The organism is Agrobacterium tumefaciens, from assembly GCA_025560025.1.
Lineage (GTDB): Bacteria > Pseudomonadota > Alphaproteobacteria > Rhizobiales > Rhizobiaceae > Agrobacterium.
The window spans coordinates 226,364-242,931 of record CP048486.1; the positions used below are offsets into that span (position 1 = coordinate 226,364).

The 16,568-nt window shown below is 59.9% G+C and carries 18 protein-coding genes; 15 read left to right on the forward strand and 3 right to left on the reverse strand.

Going from position 1 to position 16,568, the window contains the following annotated elements; all coding sequences use genetic code 11:
- The first annotated feature begins 106 nt into the window (after nt 1-106).
- Nucleotides 107-1,279: a 4-hydroxybenzoate 3-monooxygenase gene (pobA, locus tag FY152_15035; protein ID UXS33489.1), complete on the forward strand. Its 1,173-nt coding sequence runs from the start codon at nt 107-109 to the stop codon at nt 1,277-1,279.
- 214 nt (nt 1,280-1,493) lie between these two features.
- Here the strand turns inward: pobA and pcaQ are convergent, their stop codons facing one another.
- Nucleotides 1,494-2,435: a pca operon transcription factor PcaQ gene (gene pcaQ, locus FY152_15040; GenBank protein UXS33490.1), complete on the reverse strand. Its 942-nt coding sequence runs from the start codon at nt 2,433-2,435 to the stop codon at nt 1,494-1,496.
- 94 nt (nt 2,436-2,529) lie between these two features.
- Here pcaQ and pcaD point away from each other — a divergent pair, with 94 nt between their 5' ends.
- The 11 genes from pcaD (at nt 2,530) to aroQ (ending at nt 11,077) form a co-directional block, all read left to right on the forward strand.
- Complete coding sequence (pcaD, locus tag FY152_15045) at nt 2,530-3,327, forward strand: 3-oxoadipate enol-lactonase (protein ID UXS33491.1); 798 nt, start codon at nt 2,530-2,532, stop codon at nt 3,325-3,327.
- A 3-nt stretch (nt 3,328-3,330) separates the two neighbouring features.
- Nucleotides 3,331-3,765: a 4-carboxymuconolactone decarboxylase gene (gene pcaC / locus FY152_15050; protein UXS33492.1), complete on the forward strand. Its 435-nt coding sequence runs from the start codon at nt 3,331-3,333 to the stop codon at nt 3,763-3,765.
- Nucleotides 3,762-4,502: a protocatechuate 3,4-dioxygenase subunit beta gene (gene pcaH, locus FY152_15055; GenBank protein UXS33493.1), complete on the forward strand. Its 741-nt coding sequence runs from the start codon at nt 3,762-3,764 to the stop codon at nt 4,500-4,502. The genes pcaC and pcaH overlap by 4 nt, the downstream gene beginning before the upstream one ends.
- Before the next feature lie 2 nt (nt 4,503-4,504).
- Nucleotides 4,505-5,125: a protocatechuate 3,4-dioxygenase subunit alpha gene (pcaG, locus tag FY152_15060; protein ID UXS33494.1), complete on the forward strand. Its 621-nt coding sequence runs from the start codon at nt 4,505-4,507 to the stop codon at nt 5,123-5,125.
- An 18-nt stretch (nt 5,126-5,143) separates the two neighbouring features.
- Nucleotides 5,144-6,205 carry a 3-carboxy-cis,cis-muconate cycloisomerase gene (locus FY152_15065; protein ID UXS33495.1) on the forward strand — a complete coding sequence of 354 codons (1,062 nt, stop codon included), beginning with the start codon at nt 5,144-5,146 and terminating at the stop codon, nt 6,203-6,205.
- 365 nt (nt 6,206-6,570) lie between these two features.
- Nucleotides 6,571-7,239 carry an amino acid ABC transporter permease gene (locus FY152_15070; protein UXS33496.1) on the forward strand — a complete coding sequence of 223 codons (669 nt, stop codon included), beginning with the start codon at nt 6,571-6,573 and terminating at the stop codon, nt 7,237-7,239.
- A 10-nt stretch (nt 7,240-7,249) separates the two neighbouring features.
- Nucleotides 7,250-7,900 (forward strand): amino acid ABC transporter permease, encoded by a 651-nt coding sequence (locus tag FY152_15075; protein UXS33497.1) that lies wholly within the window; start codon nt 7,250-7,252, stop codon nt 7,898-7,900.
- A 42-nt stretch (nt 7,901-7,942) separates the two neighbouring features.
- Entirely contained in the window at nt 7,943-8,782 is an 840-nt protein-coding gene (locus FY152_15080) for a transporter substrate-binding domain-containing protein (protein ID UXS33498.1), read from the forward strand.
- Nucleotides 8,783-8,795: 13 nt separating this feature from the next.
- Nucleotides 8,796-9,557 carry an amino acid ABC transporter ATP-binding protein gene (locus tag FY152_15085; GenBank protein ID UXS33499.1) on the forward strand — a complete coding sequence of 254 codons (762 nt, stop codon included), beginning with the start codon at nt 8,796-8,798 and terminating at the stop codon, nt 9,555-9,557.
- 210 nt (nt 9,558-9,767) lie between these two features.
- Nucleotides 9,768-10,637 (forward strand): shikimate dehydrogenase, encoded by an 870-nt coding sequence (locus FY152_15090; protein ID UXS33500.1) that lies wholly within the window; start codon nt 9,768-9,770, stop codon nt 10,635-10,637.
- The gene (aroQ, locus tag FY152_15095; GenBank protein ID UXS33501.1) at nt 10,634-11,077 is read left to right on the forward strand and encodes a type II 3-dehydroquinate dehydratase; all 444 of its coding nucleotides are present in this window, start codon (nt 10,634-10,636) and stop codon (nt 11,075-11,077) included. The genes FY152_15090 and aroQ overlap by 4 nt, the downstream gene beginning before the upstream one ends.
- On the opposite strand, the gene FY152_15100 is transcribed toward aroQ, so the two are convergent.
- A complete protein-coding gene (locus FY152_15100) occupies nt 11,052-11,744 on the reverse strand; it encodes a TetR/AcrR family transcriptional regulator (protein ID UXS33502.1) in 693 nt (230 codons plus the stop codon). The two genes, aroQ and FY152_15100, sit on opposite strands and share 26 nt — an antisense overlap.
- Before the next feature lie 122 nt (nt 11,745-11,866).
- Here FY152_15100 and FY152_15105 point away from each other — a divergent pair, with 122 nt between their 5' ends.
- Nucleotides 11,867-13,768, forward strand: coding sequence for a TIM barrel protein (locus FY152_15105; GenBank protein ID UXS35075.1), 1,902 nt, complete (start codon nt 11,867-11,869; stop codon nt 13,766-13,768).
- Between the two features lie 79 nt (nt 13,769-13,847).
- On the opposite strand, the gene FY152_15110 is transcribed toward FY152_15105, so the two are convergent.
- On the reverse strand, nt 13,848-14,141 hold the full coding sequence (locus FY152_15110) for an antibiotic biosynthesis monooxygenase (GenBank protein UXS33503.1): 294 nt from the start codon (nt 14,139-14,141) through the stop codon (nt 13,848-13,850).
- Nucleotides 14,142-14,438: 297 nt separating this feature from the next.
- Between FY152_15110 and FY152_15115 the strand changes: the two genes are divergently transcribed.
- Both FY152_15115 and FY152_15120 read left to right on the forward strand, forming a co-directional pair.
- Entirely contained in the window at nt 14,439-14,576 is a 138-nt protein-coding gene (locus tag FY152_15115) for a hypothetical protein (protein UXS33504.1), read from the forward strand.
- A 139-nt stretch (nt 14,577-14,715) separates the two neighbouring features.
- Nucleotides 14,716-16,536 (forward strand): ABC transporter ATP-binding protein, encoded by a 1,821-nt coding sequence (locus tag FY152_15120; GenBank protein ID UXS33505.1) that lies wholly within the window; start codon nt 14,716-14,718, stop codon nt 16,534-16,536.
- Nucleotides 16,537-16,568: the final 32 nt, after the last annotated feature.

The following is a 16,568-nucleotide window of genomic DNA, read 5'->3' on the forward strand; positions in this document are numbered from 1 at the left end:
TCCCAGCATCGTGGTCGAATTGTGCAATTTACGGATCAGAAAGTCCATTGAGCTTGTGAGCAGGCTTGGTCAATTTCCTGACAGGAGACAATTCCGGGAGGAAACAATGCGCACAAAAGTCGTCATCATCGGCTCCGGCCCCTCAGGCCTGCTTCTCGGCCAGCTGCTTGCCAAAGAAGGCATCGACACCGTCATTCTCGACCGCGCCGGCAAGGACTATATCCTCGGCCGCGTCCGCGCCGGCGTGCTGGAAGAAGGCACGGTCAATCTTCTGGAAAAGGTTGGCGCTGACAAACGCCTACGCAAAGAGGGCCTGCCGCATGAGGGTTTTTCGCTGACCTTCGACGGGCGCGACCACCGTATCGACCTCTTCGATCTTACCGGCGGCAGCCAGGTGATGGTTTACGGCCAGACCGAGGTAACGCACGACTTGATGGATGCGCGCGAAAAGGCGGGGCTTTTGACGATCTATGAGGCATCGAATGTCGAGCCGCATGATTTCGATGGCCCGAGCCCCTATGTCACCTATGAGAAAGACGGCGTAACCCACCGGATCGATTGCGATTTTATCGCGGGTTGCGACGGTTTCCACGGCGTCAGCCGCAAATCGGTACCTCAGGGCGCGATCAAGGAATTCGAGAAGGTCTACCCTTTCGGCTGGCTCGGCATTCTGGCCGATGTGCCGCCCGTCAACCATGAACTCATCTATGCCAACCACCCGCGTGGTTTCGCACTCTGTTCCATGCGCTCGCACACCCGCAGCCGCTATTACATTCAATGTTCGCTGGAAGACCGGCCGGAGGACTGGAGCGACGAACGCTTCTGGGATGAAATCCGCCGCCGCCTGCCGGAAAACCATGCCGACGCCATGGTGACGGGCCAATCCTTCGAAAAATCCATCGCTCCGCTCCGGTCCTTTGTCTGCGAACCGATGCGGTTCGGACGGCTGTTTCTGGCCGGCGATGCCGCCCATATCGTGCCGCCGACGGGCGCCAAGGGCCTGAACCTAGCCGCCAGCGACGTGCATTATCTGAGCGGAGCGCTGATCGAGTTCTACCGCGACCGGTCAGAGGCGGGCATCGATTTTTATTCGCAGAAGGCGCTCTCCCGCGTCTGGAAGGCCGTGCGTTTTTCCTGGTGGATGACGACGATGATGCATCGTTTTCCCGATACCGGCGACTTTGGCCAGCGCATCCAGGAAGCGGAACTGGATTACCTCGTCCACTCCCGCGCCGCCTCCACGGCACTTGCGGAGAATTATGTCGGGCTTCCTTATTAGGAGGTCCAGGCCGACAAAGCCGCATAAGACAGAGCAGCTTGTTAATCTGTAGCATTTCCGTCTCCGTCACCCCGGACCTGATCCGGGGTCCAGCGCGATCAAGTCCTTGATCGCGGAAGACTCTTTTCACGGCGCAGACGCGCCGTGGCTGGATTCCGGCTCAAGGCCGGAATGACGGAGAGGGATTGCTCGGACTTCGTCATCCGCTTGCTTCTCAGGAGGTCGCTTCCGATTTCGGTTCCAGCAACTCACTCGCGGTTTCGCGAATGGCCTGCATCAACAGCGACAGCGGCAATGACGGCTGGGTATCGGCCCTGACCGTCAGCCCCACCGGCCCGCTGGTATCGCCGGTATCAACCGGCAGAATTGCCAGAATGCCGTCTGCCACGTCAGCGGCGATCACGCCTTCCGAAATGATCCAGACGGCATCGCTGGTGCGCAGATACGCCCGGCCGAAGGCATCCGACACGGTCTCAATACGGATCGGTAGCGCCGGCACGCCATTGGCGATCAGGAACTGTTCGACGATGGGGCCGATCACCGATTGCCGTGTCGGCATCAGCACGGGAAACTCGTGAAGCCGGTCGAAAACCGAAACGCCGTTAGACAGCAGCGGATGGCCGGCACGCACCACGAACCGCACTTTTTCTGAATAGAGATGCTCGAAGGAGAAGCCCGTCATTTTCTGCGGCGCGGCCAGACGCCCGACAACGAGGTCCAGATCGCCGACCCGCAACTGTTCCAGCAGCACGGCGTTTTCACCGGTGACGATCTTGACGGGGCTGCCGGTTTTTTCCGCGAGAAACCCCGCCATCGCCTTCGGCATGATCCTGACGGAAACGGTCGGCAATGCGCCGACCCGGACGGGAGGGCCGGCGCGTGCGGCCTCCTGCGAGACCGAATCAACCGCCTGCCGCAGCGCCGTCATCGTCGCGCCCGCATGGCGCAGAAACACCTCGCCATAACGGCTGATGCGGATGCCGCGTCCTTCGCGATCAAACAGCGAGACACCGAGGATTTCCTCCAGTTCGCGGATGGTTTTTGTCACCGCCGGCTGGCTGACATGCAGGATTTCGGCGGCGCGGATGACACTTTTCTGCCGCGCCACCTCCACGAAGGTCTGAAGATGCCGGAACTTGATGCGTTGATCGACCATCGCTCATATAATCCATGGGTTATGATTTTCATCGATAATGTCATTTTACTTAACCGGAACGCGCTTGCAATATCCGCGGCGGGAGGAGCACATCATGCATTTTCTGCGCTGTGGCGAAAACGCGATCCATTACCGTGCGCACGGATTGGAAAGCGGCAAGCCGGTCATCGCCTTCATCAATTCGCTGGGCACCGACTTCCGCATCTGGGATGCGGTGATCGAAGCACTCGGCGATGATTATGCTTTTGTCCTGCACGACAAACGCGGCCACGGGCTTTCCGACATCGGCACCTCCCCCTATTCAGTTGAGGATCATGCCGATGATCTGATCGCGCTTCTCGATCATCTCGGCGTCAAAAGCGCGATCATCTGGGGATTGTCGGTCGGCGGCCTGATCGCCCAGGGGCTTTATGCCCGCCGCCCCGATCTCGTCCGCGCCTTGATACTCAGCAACACCGCCCACAAAATCGGCACCGCCGAGATGTGGAATGCGCGCATCGACAAGATCGCCGCTGACGGCCTTGCCTCGCTGGTCGATCCAGTCATGGAGCGCTGGTTCACACCCGCCTTCCGTCAGCCGGACAATGCGGCTTATGCGGGCGCGCGCAACATGCTGTCGCAACAGCCGGAAGCCGGCTACAGCGGCACCTGCGCCGCCATTCGCGATGCGGATTTCACGAAAGAGGCGGGCCTTATCGCGGTTCCCACATTGTGTGTGGCGGGCGATCAGGACGGTTCGACCCCGCCCGCGCTGGTTCGGTCGCTGGCGGGTCTCATTCCCGCCAGCCGCTTCGTCACCATCGGCAGCTGTGGCCACATCCCCTGCCTTGAACAGCCGCTCGCCTACACACAGGCGGCCTCAATTTTTCTGAAGACCTTGCCGGAGCACTGACAGATGGCGGAAAATATCGACAAGAACGACAGATTCGAGCAGGGCATGAAAACGCGCCGCGCTGTGCTCGGCGATGCCCATGTGGACCGCGCGCAGACGGTGACGACCGGGTTCGACCAGCCTTTTCAGCAGCTCATCACCGAAGCGGCGTGGGGATCGGTCTGGTCCGGCAACCACTGGACGAAGCGCGAGCGTTCGATGGTCACCATCGCTCTGCTCGCCGCACTCGGGCAGGATGAGGAACTTGCCATGCATGTGCGTGCCACCATCAATACCGGCGCGACAGAGGCGGATATTCGCGAGGCGCTGCTGCATGTGGCGATCTATGCCGGCGTGCCCGCCGCCAACCACGCTTTCAAGATCGCCAAGCTTGCCCTGGCCAGCATGAAAGCCGATAGTTCCCCCGATAATTCTGGCGATGGGGAGGAGACGAAATGAGCAACCAGCCACCCGAAACAGGGCCGTTCTTCGCACGCGACCGCAATATCCATCCGCTGCCCTATTCGCCCGGTTACAAGACCTCGATCCTGCGCTCGCCCCAGCGCGCGCTGATTTCGCTCGAAGGCACCAAAAGCGAGATCACCGGCCCGGTCTTCGGTCATGGCATGCTGAACCCGCTGGATAACGACCTCATCCTCAACTATGCCCGCCCCGGCGAAATGCCCGTCGGCCCGCGCCTTCTTGTGCATGGCCGGGTGCTGGACGAGCGCGGCCGCGGTGTGGATGGCGCGCTGGTGGAATTCTGGCAGGCCAATGCCGGCGGGCGCTACCGCCACAAGAAAGAAAGCTATCTTGCCGCCATCGATCCGAATTTCGGCGGCGTCGGCCGCACGATCACCGATGAGAACGGTTATTACTGGTTCAAGACCATTCAGCCCGGTGCTTACCCCTGGCCGAACGGCGTCAATGACTGGCGCCCGGCCCATATCCATTTCTCGGTCTTCGGCCACGGGTTTGCCCAGCGCCTCATCACCCAGATGTATTTTGAAGGCGATCCGCTGATCTGGAAATGTCCGATCGTCAAAACCATACCGGATGAGGATGCGATCAGAAGATTGATCGCGCCGCTGGACATGAATGCGACGCTGCCCATGGACATGCTGGCCTATAAGTTCGATATCGTTCTGCGTGGCCGCCGCTCGACCCTGTTCGAAAACCGCATGGAGGGCAACTGATCATGGTTCAGCCGCTCAACTACTTCAAAGAAACCGCCTCGCAGACGGCAGGCCCCTATGTCCATATCGGCTGCACGCCCAATTTCGTCGGCATCGAGGGCGTATTCGAAAAGGATCTCGGATCCGGCGCGCTCTATAACGACAAGGCCCGCGGTGAGCGTATCAGCGTGCGCGGCACGGTGTACGACGGCGCAGGCATGCCGCTGAAGGACGCCCTGATCGAAATCTGGCAGGCGGATACGGACGGTTATTACAACAGCCCGAGCGAGACCCGCGGCAAGGCCGATCCGAATTTCATCGGCTGGGGCCGTTCGCCGGGTGACATGGATACCGGTGAATTCATCTTCGAAACCATCAAGCCCGGCACCGTGCCGTTCCGGGATGGCCGACCGATGGCGCCGCACATCACCTTCTGGATCGTGGCGCGCGGCATCAATATCGGCCTGCAAACCCGCATGTATTTCCCCGAGGAAGAGGCCGCCAATGCGGCCGATCCGGTTCTTGCCCGCGTGGAACAGAAAAGCCGCATCGCCACGCTTGTTGCCAGGAAGGAAGAGGGAAACATCTATCGTTTCGATATCCGCCTCCAGGGCGAAGGCGAAACGGTGTTTTTCGATATCTGAGCGAAAGCGAAACCTGAAATGAGCCTTTCCCCCTTCGAACATCCGTTTCTGTCCGGCCTTTTCGGCGACAGCGAGATCGTCGAACTGTTTTCGGCGAAAGCGGATATCGACGCCATGGTCCGTTTCGAGACGGCACTGGCGCAGGCGGAAGCCGAGGCCGGTATCTTTGCGGATGATGTGGCGGAAGCCATCGTTTCGGGGCTTTCAGAATTTGCCGCCGATATGACCGCGCTTCGCCATGGCGTCGCAAAGGATGGCGTCGTGGTTCCGGAACTCATCCGGCAGATGCGGGCGGCGGTCGCCGGTCAGGCAGCGGACAAGGTGCATTTCGGCGCGACCAGCCAGGACGTCATCGACACCAGCCTGATGCTGCGGCTGAAGATGGCGGCGGAAATCATCGCCACCCGCCTCGGTCATCTCATCGATACGCTGGGTGACCTCGCTTCGCGCGACGGCCACAAGCCGCTGACAGGTTACACACGCATGCAGGCCGCCATCGGTATCACCGTTGCCGACCGGGCGGCGGGCTGGATCGCACCGCTGGAACGTCATCTGCTGCGGCTAGAGACCTTCGCCCAGAATGGCTTTGCCCTGCAATTTGGCGGCGCGGCCGGCACGCTGGAAAAGCTCGGCGACAATGCGGGCGCGGTCCGCGCCGATCTCGCAAAACGGCTCGGCCTTGCCGACAGGCCGCAATGGCACAATCAGAGAGACGGTATCGCCGAATTTGGCAATCTGCTGTCGCTCGTCACCGGAACGCTCGGCAAGTTCGGTCAGGATATTGCGCTGATGGCCGAACTCGGCAGCGAAATCCGCCTCTCCGGCGGCGGCGGTTCATCGGCCATGCCGCACAAGCAGAACCCGGTCAATGCGGAAACGCTGGTAACGCTTGCCCGCTTCAACGCCGTGCAGATTTCAGCACTTCACCAGTCCCTCGTCCACGAACAGGAACGATCCGGCGCGGGCTGGATGCTGGAATGGCTGACGCTGCCGCAAATGGTGACCGCAACCGGAACTTCACTGCTGGTCGCCGAAAGGCTCGCAGCGCAGATAGACAGGCTGGGGGCTGACGAAAGCTAGCCGAAGGGCCGGACGGTTTTCAAAAAAGAACAGCCCCCTGGCATGCTCATGGTGGAGCCGAGGCAACGCTTCCGCGCGTCGAAACCGCTTGCGATTTTTCGCATTAGCCATTGATATAAAACAACTTTCTTAAAAGAAGAAAATACAGAAAAAACCGCTTTGAGGCTGTTTTTAACCGAGTGAAGCGCTTGACACAAAAATGAACTAACTGGTACAAACATTCACGTTAAGACCTGCAGCGCGAAGAGGAAAAAGAGCTTCCGAAGCGGGACAAAACAAATGGAGGGCTTTGGGGCCACAAGGTTTCCAGAGCGATGCGAGCAAGGCGAAACGCCTGTTCGGACCCGAAGGGGTTGGGAGGAAGAATGTCTTACAGTCTCGATTTTTCGGCGGTCATAGACCGCCTGCCCGAGCTGCTTTTGGCCTGTCTGGCAACGATCGGCCTTGCTATAGCAGGCATGTCGCTCGCCACCGTCATCGGGGTTCTCGGCGTCGTCGCCCGCCGTTCGCGGTTCAAGCTGCTGCGCGGCCTGGTCATCGGCTTTGTCGAGACGATCCGCAACACGCCGTTTCTGGTGCAGATATTCTTCATCTTCTTCGCCCTGCCGCAGATCGGCATCAAGCTTAACCCCACCGTCACCGCCATCATTGCGCTCGCCCTGAACGGCGGCGCCTATGCTATTGAAATCATTCGCGGCGGTGTGGATTCCATTCCCAAGGGCCAGGTGGAAGCGGGCCTCGCGCTCGGCCTGCACCGGTCACAGATATTCCGCCATATCATTCTGAAGCCGGCGCTGCGCGCGGTCTATCCGTCGCTCACCAGCCAGTTCATCATGCTGACGCTGACCACCTCGGTCTGTACCTCGATCGCCGCTTACGAACTGACGTCAGTGGCCCAGAAGATCGAGGCGGACACCTTCCGGTCCTTCGAGGTCTATTTCTCGATCACGCTGCTTTATCTGGTCATTTCCTCGCTGATGATGGGCATTTTCTCGCTCATCTCCCGCGCGTCGTTCAGCTATCCGGTCAAGTGAGGAAAAGACAATGGAATCCATCGGTCCCAACGAATTCTTCTTCCTGCTGCAAGGCCTGAAATGGACGCTTGCGCTGACCGTGATCGGCTTCATCGGCGGCGGCGTCTTCGGGCTTTGCGTGGCGCTTGCCCGCGTTGCCGATAATGCCACGATCCAGCGCGCCAGCACCGGCTATATCGCCGTCTTCCAGGGCACGCCGCTCCTGATGCAGCTTTTCGTGGTTTATTACGGCGTGGCGCTGGCTGGCCTCAATGTCGACGCCTGGATTGCCGTCGCCATCGCCTTCACGCTGCATGCCAGCGCCTTTCTCGGTGAAATCTGGCGGGGCGGCATTCAGGCCGTACCGAAGGGCCAGACGGAAGCCGCCAATGCGCTCGGCCTGCATTATGTCTCCCGCATGAAGGATGTGATCCTGCCGCAGGCCCTCAAGATCTCGCTGCCCGCCACCATCGGCTTCCTGGTGCAGCTCATCAAGGGCACCTCGCTTGCGGCCATTGTCGGCTTTGTCGAACTGTCCCGCGCCGGCCAGATCGTCTCCAACCAGACGTTCCGCCCGCTCACCGTCTTCGCCATCGTCGGCATCATCTATTTCCTGATCTGCTGGCCGCTTTCCCTGTGGGGCGCCGGCGTCGAAAAGCGGCTGCAGGCCGCATCCCGCTAAATGTCACGATCATCTCATCAGCTTTGTAAGGAGGAGCAAAAGATGAAAACCAGAACTATGAAATTCTCACGTCGCACCCTGCTCGCGCTTGCCGCAGCAACCGTCGCCCTGCCCTTTGTCGCACCGGTCGATGCTTTCGCCGGCACGGTGGAAGAGGCCAAGGCCAAGGGCAAGGTCGTCATCGGCATTCAGGGTGACAATTCGCCATGGGGCTTCGTCAATTCCAGCGGCGTGCAGGATGGTCTCGATGCCGATATCGGCAAGGCCTTTGCCGACTATCTCGGCGTCAAGGTCGAATTCGTGCCGCTTGCCGTGGCAAACCGTATTCCCGCCCTTCTGACCGGCAAGGTCGATCTGCTGTTCGCAACCATGGGCATGACCGCCGAGCGCGCCAAGACCATTCAATATTCCAAGCCCTATGCCGGCAACGTGCTGTCCGTTTACGGTCCGAAAGACAAGAAGATCGCCGGTTATGACGATCTGACCGGCGTTGCCGTTGGCGTGCCGAAGTCGAGCGCGATGGACACCTCTATCACGGCAGGCGCTGGCTCGAAGGCCAATATCCTGCGCTTTGATGATGACGCCGCCAATATTCAGGCGCTCATCTCCGGCCAGGTCGAGGTTGTCGGCGGCAACCAGTTTTATGGCGATCGCCTGAACAAGGCCGCCGAAGGCAAATACGAACCGAAATTCGATCTGACGACGCTTTATAACGGCGCCGGCACCCGTCCGGGTGAAAAGGACTGGAACGAGACCGTCAACGCCTTCCTCGACAAGATCAAGTCAGACGGCCAGCTGGCCAAGATCTACGACAAGTGGATGAAGCGCGACGTTCCGGCCTTCCCGGACAGCCTGCCCGACATCCCTTTCACCGTGAAGTAAGCAGGAGGTTTCCATGCCGCAATCCGCCACTGCCGAGGTTCCGCTTATCGCCCTTCAAGGGGTTGGAAAGTGGTATGGAGCCTTCCACGCGCTAAAGAATATCGACATGACGGTTCGCAAGGGTGAAAAAATCGTCCTTTGCGGCCCGTCCGGTTCGGGAAAATCCACCCTGATCCGCTGCATCAACCATCTGGAGGAAATCCAGGAGGGCAAGATCACGGTCGAAGGGACCACGCTTTCGGATTCGAGCCGCGCCATCGATGCGGTTCGCCGCGAGGTGGGCATGGTGTTCCAGAGCTTTAATCTCTTCCCGCACAAGACCATCATGGAAAACTGCACGCTGGCGCCCATGCGGGTGAAGGGGCTTTCGAAAGCCGATGCGGAGGCGACGGCGCGCAAATATCTCGAGCGCGTGCGCATTCTTAATCAGGCCGACAAATATCCGGCCCAGCTTTCCGGCGGACAGCAGCAGCGCGCGGCGATTGCCCGGGCGCTCTGCATGGAGCCAAAAGCCATGCTGTTCGATGAACCGACTTCGGCGCTCGATCCGGAAATGGTGAAGGAAGTGCTCGACACCATGATCGGGCTTGCCCGTGACGGCATGACGATGATCTGCGTGACCCATGAAATGGGTTTTGCCCGGCAGGTGGCCGACCGCGTGGTCTTCATGTCGGAAGGCGAGATCATCGAGGAAGGCCCGCCGGAAGAATTCTTCAGCGATCCCAAGCACCAGCGCACCCGTACCTTCCTCGGCGAAATTCTCGCCCACCATTGAGGCTCGCCTGTCTGCCCTCGGACATGTGGCGACCTCTCGACATACACGACGTCATCCTCGGGCTCGACCCCGAGGATCCATGAGTTTCAGCGGATGATCAATCCTCGGGTTTAACCCGAGGACGAGGATGACGAAGGAGGGGTTTCAATACCCCGCCAGCAACCCGAAGGCAGGCGGAGCCCGCCCCGAACCGACGAACGACACCGGATCATGACAGAGAAAACCGCCTTCAAGGTCGGCCTCATTGGCGCCGATATCCAGCTTTCGAAATCGCCCGCGCTGCATATGCGCGAAGGGGCTGCCCATGGCCTCGATTATTCCTATGAGCTGGTGGATGTCACTGCCCGCAAGCTCCCGGCCAGCGCCCTTCCCGTCCTGCTCGACGAGCTGGAAGCGCGCGGTTTTGCCGGCACCAATATCACCCACCCATTCAAGCAGGCGGTCATTCCGCACCTGCATGAATTGTCGGAAGATGCCCGTATGCTGGGCGCGGTCAACACCGTCGTCTTCAAGGACGGTCGCCGCATCGGCCACAATACCGACTGGTACGGTTTTTACGAAAGCTTCGTGCGTGGCTTGCCGGATGCGAAGCGGGATCGCGCGCTGCTCGTCGGCGCGGGTGGGGCGGGTGTCGCGGTGGCGCATGCCGCGCTGAAGCTCGATATCGCTCGGCTAGACATTTTCGACCGCGAGTTCGAAAGGGCGGAGCGACTGGCTCTCGAGCTCAATGCCCGCTTTGGCGCAGGCCGCGCCTTTGCCGTTGAGGACCCGTCCGCCTCCCTGCCCTTCGCCAACGGTCTCATCCACGCCACCCCGATGGGCATGCCCGCCCATCCCGGCATGCCGGTTTCAGCCGATCTCATCGAACAGCGGCACTGGGTGGCCGATATCGTCTATATGCCGCTCGTCACCGAACTTCTGGCGACGGCGGCGAAAAAAGGCTGTCGCACCCTGCCCGGCGGCGGCATGACCGTTTTTCAGGCCGTCGGCGCATTCCGCCTCTTCTGCGGTCGCGAGCCGGATGCGCAGCGCATGACGGCGCATTTCACCGAACTTTGCATGGCGGAGGGTGTGGCATGAGCCTTTTCACCATCCTCAATGGCCCGAACCTCAACCTGCTCGGCCAGCGCCAGCCGGAAATCTATGGCTATGAGACCCTGGCCGATATCGAAGCCATTTGCCGTGGGATAACCGAAGCCGCCGGCCACGAACTGTTCTTTGCCCAGAGCAACCGCGAATATGAGTTGATCGACTGGATTCACGAAGCGCGGGGCAAATCATCAGGCATAGCCATCAATCCCGGCGCCTTTACCCACACATCAGTGGCCATCCTCGATGCGCTGAACGCCTTCGAAGCGCCCGTCATCGAGGTTCACATTTCCAACATCCACAAACGCGAGGTTTTCCGCCACCATTCCTATGTCTCGACCCGCGCCGAAGGCGTAATCGCCGGCCTCGGCATCGAAGGTTATGAGGTGGCTTTACGCCACCTGATCAACCGTCTTTCCCGATCGTCGTGATATGGCCGGGCGTCAGCACATAACGCAGCACCATGTCGCTGACATGCCGCGACAGTGTGTCCTGCCCCTCATCGGTGAACAGATTATCACCGAAGATGAACGAGAAGGTCGCGACATTCGAGACGTTGAAAAAAGACAGCGCGCTGATCTGCCAGTGCAGTTCCAGCGCATCGATGCCGTTACGGAAGATGCCACGCTTCTGCCCGCGCAGCAGCACGCTTTCCAGCGCGTCGATGGCCGGCCTGTTGAGCTGGCGGATCGTCTCCGACGATTGCATATGCCGGCCGTGATGGATGTTTTCGATCATCACCATGCGAATGAAGGCCGGGTTGCGACGGTGGTGGTCAAAGGTGAACCGACAGAGCTTGTCGAGCGCCGCAGCCGGCTCAAGGTCGTCGAGCTCCAGATTGCTCTCGCCGCCGCGCACCTTGGCATAGGCTTCCTCAAGCACGCGCTGGTAAAGGCTCTCCTTATCGCTGAAATAATAATAGATCATGCGCTTGGACGTGCGCGTGCGGGCGGCGATTTCATCGATGCGGGCGCCGGAAAGGCCGTTCTGCGAAAACTCTTCCATGGCCACCGAAAGAATGTCGCGGCGAACCCCCTCCGGATCGCGCTTCGCCTGCCGGCTGTCTCGGGTTCCGTTCGAAGTCGCGCTTTTGGTCATGATCCATTCCATCGGTGGGGCGGCTGGCCTGTCGCCACGCCCTGATTATTAACCAATCAGTACATAAGGCTGAAAAGGAAGGCAATATGGCGAGCTATGACACAGGCAGACACAGCATGCCAATGCGCACATCCATTGCAACCGTATCGATCAGCGGCGAATTTCCCGAAAAACTGGCCGCCATCGCCAAGGCCGGTTTTACCGGCGTGGAAATTTTCGAAAACGATTTCCTGACCTATGACGCCTCCCCGCGCGAGGTAAAGGCTTTGGTGGCCGATCACGGGCTGGACATTACCCTGTTCCAGCCATTCCGCGATTTTGAAGGCATGCCGGAACCGCACCGGGCCCGCACCTTCGAGAGAGCACAGCGCAAGTTCGATATCATGGGCGAACTCGGCACCGATCTGATGCTGATCTGCTCCAATGTCTCGCCGGTCTCGCTCGGCGGCATCGACCGCGCCGCCGCCGATTTCCATCAGCTCGGTGAACTGGCCGCAAAACATGGTGTGCGCGTCGGTTACGAGGCGCTGGCCTGGGGCCGCCATATCAGCGATCACCGCGATGCCTGGGAGGTGGTGCGCCGCGCCGACCACGCCAATGTCGGCATCATTCTCGACAGTTTCCACACGCTGTCTCGCAAGATCGACCCCAATTCGATCCGCTCCATTCCCGGCGACAAGATCTTCATCGTGCAGCTGGCCGATGCGCCGCTGATCGACATGGACCTGCTTTACTGGAGCCGCCATTTCCGCAACATGCCGGGCGAAGGCGATCTGCCTGTCGTGGATTTCATGCGCGCCGTGGCTGCAACCGGTTATAACGGCCCGCTGTCGCTCGAAATCTTCAACGACCAGTTCCGCGGCGGCTCGGCCCGCCTGCTTGCCGAAGATGGCCACCGTTCGCTGGTCAACCTCATGGATCAGGTACGCCGCCTCGAGCCGGATATCCGCATCGATGTGCCCGCCATGCCCGAACGGGTCGAGACGCAAGGCGTGGAATTCGTCGAATTCACCACTGCACCCGAAGAAAAGGCAAATCTGGAAGCGCTGCTCGCCACGCTCGGCTTTGAAAAAACCGCAAGGCATCGCAACCGTGACGTTGATCTCCATACGCAGGGCGATATCCGTATCGTCATCAATACCGGTGGCACCGGCGACAGTTTCGCCGGCGCGTCCTATTCCATCCACGGCACCAATGCCTATGCTTTCGGACTCAAGGTCGCGGACGCGCAGGCTGCCCTTGCCCGTGCGGAAGCGCTCGGTGCACCAACCTTTGCCGAGCCGCGCCGATCGGGCGAGGTCGCCGTCCCCGCCATTCAGGGTGTGGGCAATGGCGTTATCTATTTCCTCGACGGCTCCCCGGCACTCGCTTCCATCTGGGACAATGAATTTGTGCCGGCAGAAGGTCAGACCGGGAAAGGCGACGCTCATCTCACCCGTATCGATCATCTTGCGCAAACAACGCATTACGATGAAATGCTGACCTGGCTTCTGTTTTACACGTCGCTGTTTTCCTCCCGCCGCACGCCGATGGTCGATGTGGTCGATCCCGGCGGGCTGGTGCGCAGCCAGGCGATTGAAAGCGTGCCTTCACCGCATTTTCGCCTGACCATGAACGGCGCGGACAATCGCAAGACTTTCGCCGGCAAATTTTTGGCCGAAGGTTTTGGCACCAGCATCCAGCATATCGCCTTTGCTACAAGCGATATCTTCGCCACCGCAGGAGCGTTGCGGGCCCGGGGGTTTCAGGCACTGCCCATCTCACGCAATTATTACGACGACCTCGAGGCGCGCTTCGGGCTGGAGCCGGAATTTTCCGATGCGCTGCGGGCGGCAAGCATTCTCTACGACCGCGACGACAACGGCGAATATTTCCAGATATACAGCCGCACCTTTGGCGAAGGTTTCTTCTTCGAAATCATCGAGAGACGTGGGGCCTATGGCGGTTATGGCGCCATGAATGCGCCCTTCCGCATCGCCGCGCAAAGGCGCCTTGCGCCTCCGGTCGGCATGCCGCGGGAATAGGCATGGACGCCTGCCCACCGGCATCGCCGATATTCAATCGAGCCGCAGCCGCAGGCATGCCTCCTCGGCCGGCCCTCATTCACGCCAGTGTCGTTATCTCATAGTCCCGTGGAATGGCGGAGGTCGCAACGAACCACTGAGACGCGCGTGTCCGCTGCTGGTGAAAATCAAAGGCGTCCCGATCGATAAAAAGCTCTTCCACCCGCCAGATCAGCGGATCGTCGGTCTGAGATACCTCGAAGGAAAGACAGCCCGGCTCCGCTCTCGTCAGGCGGATATGCTCAGGCAGATGACGCACGACCAGTTCGACATCCTCCATTGATGCACAACGCAGGAAGCCGGATAGCCTGACCGCACCTGTCCTATTCGTCATATTCGGTATCCTTTTTGGGTATTCTTTATTCACCCTGTAACACGGGGAGCGATACAATCGCCTCCCATTTCGACATCGCGGCAAAATTTGCCCGCTTATCCTTCCTCCGCCATCCTCGGGTCAAGCCCGAGGATGGCGTCGAATATATCGGAGCCGTTATCGATCTCCGGCACCCACGCCCAAAATAAATGCAGCTGCGTATTTGTAGAGCATTACACAAAAATTGTTCAACACTATGGACATGATTGTCCGGTTTTGTTAGCTTTTTTGTAAAACAAGGGTGGGGAATACAGTTTCATGCGCATCATCGATTCCGAAACCGATGCCAGGCATTTTGCCGGCACCGACGGGGTTGTTTTAAAGGCCTGCAGAGGATCGCGATATCTGCATCTGCCGGCAGCAACCGATGCGCATTGCGCGCTCAAGGCGGCGTAAGACGTCATGCGCCTCTCTGCGACATTCCCGTTCTCTGGCGCAACGCCGCAGACCGCCCCCTTATCCCCCGCACTTCGCACTTCCCAATTTCAGATGGCAGCGCCGGAAATTCCGCGCATGCCAAGCCGGAGACGCTGATATGACTGCCGCAAACCGCAACGCCCTCCTCTCGGTTGAAAACCTGAGCGTTGAGTTCGGCGACAGCCGCGTCGTGGATGATATTTCCTTTGCCGTGGAGGCAGGCAGGACGGTGGCGATCGTCGGTGAATCCGGGTCGGGAAAATCCGTCACCTCGCTTTCCACGATGCGTCTTGCTGACATGATGGGCGCCAAGTACCCCGCCGGCCGCATCCTGTTCGAAGGCAGGGACCTGCTGAAAGCCTCGCAGAAGGAGATGCGCTCAATCCGCGGCAAGGAGATCGCCATGATCTTCCAGGAGCCGATGACGTCGCTCAACCCCGTCTTCACCATCGGCGACCAGATCTGCGAAGTGCTGATGCTGCACGAGAAGACAGGCAAGCAGGCGGCGATTGCGGAAGCGCAGAAACTCCTCGAAATGGTACGGCTGCCCGACGCGGCCGAGCTTCTGAAACGGTATCCGCACCAGCTTTCCGGCGGCATGCGCCAGCGCGTGATGATCGCCATGGCGCTCGCCTGTCGGCCAAAGCTTTTGATCGCCGACGAACCGACGACGGCGCTGGATGTGACCATTCAGGCGCAGATCCTCAACATCATGCGCGACCTGCAGAAGAAACTCGGCATGGGCATGGTCTTCATCACCCATGATATGGGCGTGGTGGCGGAAATGGCCGATGACGTGGTCGTCATGTGGAAGGGCAAGAAGGTCGAAGAAGGCCCGGTCAAGGATATCTTCGCCAATCCGCAGCACCCCTATACGCGCGCCCTGCTTTCGGCCGTTCCGCGCCTCGGCAGCATGGAAGGCGAAGAGTTTCCCAAGCGCCTGCCGCTCACCGTGCTGCAGGGTGGCCAGCCGGTTGTGGTTGGCGAAGAGCGCGTGCAGAACACAGCAAAATACGATCAGAAGCCGCTGCTGTCGGTCAAGGACCTGTTCGTCCGTTTCGATATCCGCAAGAACCTGTTCGGCAAGGCGACGCACCGTTGCAACGCCGTGCAGAAGGTGAGCTTCGATATTCACGCGGGCGAAACGCTGGCGCTGGTGGGCGAATCCGGGTCCGGCAAATCCACCATCGGCCGTACCATACAGCAGCTGCAAACCGCCGTATCAGGCGAAATCGCCTTCAACGGACGCAGCTATTCGCAGATGTCGGCGGCAGAGCGCTTCCGCATGCGCCAGGAAGTGCAATATATCTTCCAGGACCCCTTCGCCTCGCTCGATCCGCGCAAGACGGTCGGTTTTTCGATTGCCGAGCCGATCAACACCCACGATTTGATCAACGATCAGAAGGCGGTACGCCGGCGTGTGGATGAATTGCTGGAGCGTGTGGGCCTCAGCTCCGAACATGCCGCGCGGTATCCGCACGAGTTTTCGGGGGGCCAGCGCCAGCGCGTCTGCATTGCCCGTGCGCTGGCTTCCGATCCGAAGCTCATCATCGCGGACGAGGCGCTGTCGGCGCTCGACGTCTCCATTCAGGCGCAGATCATCAATCTGTTCATGGATTTGCAGGCCGAGCGCGGTCTCGCTTATCTCTTCATCAGCCATGACATGGCGGTGGTGGAAAAGATGAGCCACCGCGTCGCCGTGCTTTATCTCGGCCAGATCATGGAAATGGGCAGCCGCCGGCAGGTCTTCGAAACGCCGACGCATGATTATACCCGCCGCCTGCTTTCGGCCGTGCCGGTCGCCGATCCGACCATTGAGCGCCACACCGCCATGATCGAAGGCGAAATTCCCAATCCCGTGCGCCGTGTCGGCGACGAGCCGGCGATTCTCGCTCATGAGGAAATCAATCCGGGCCACTTCATCGCGAAGAGCGCCTGAATAACAACCAGACCCACAACCATCTGAAGAGG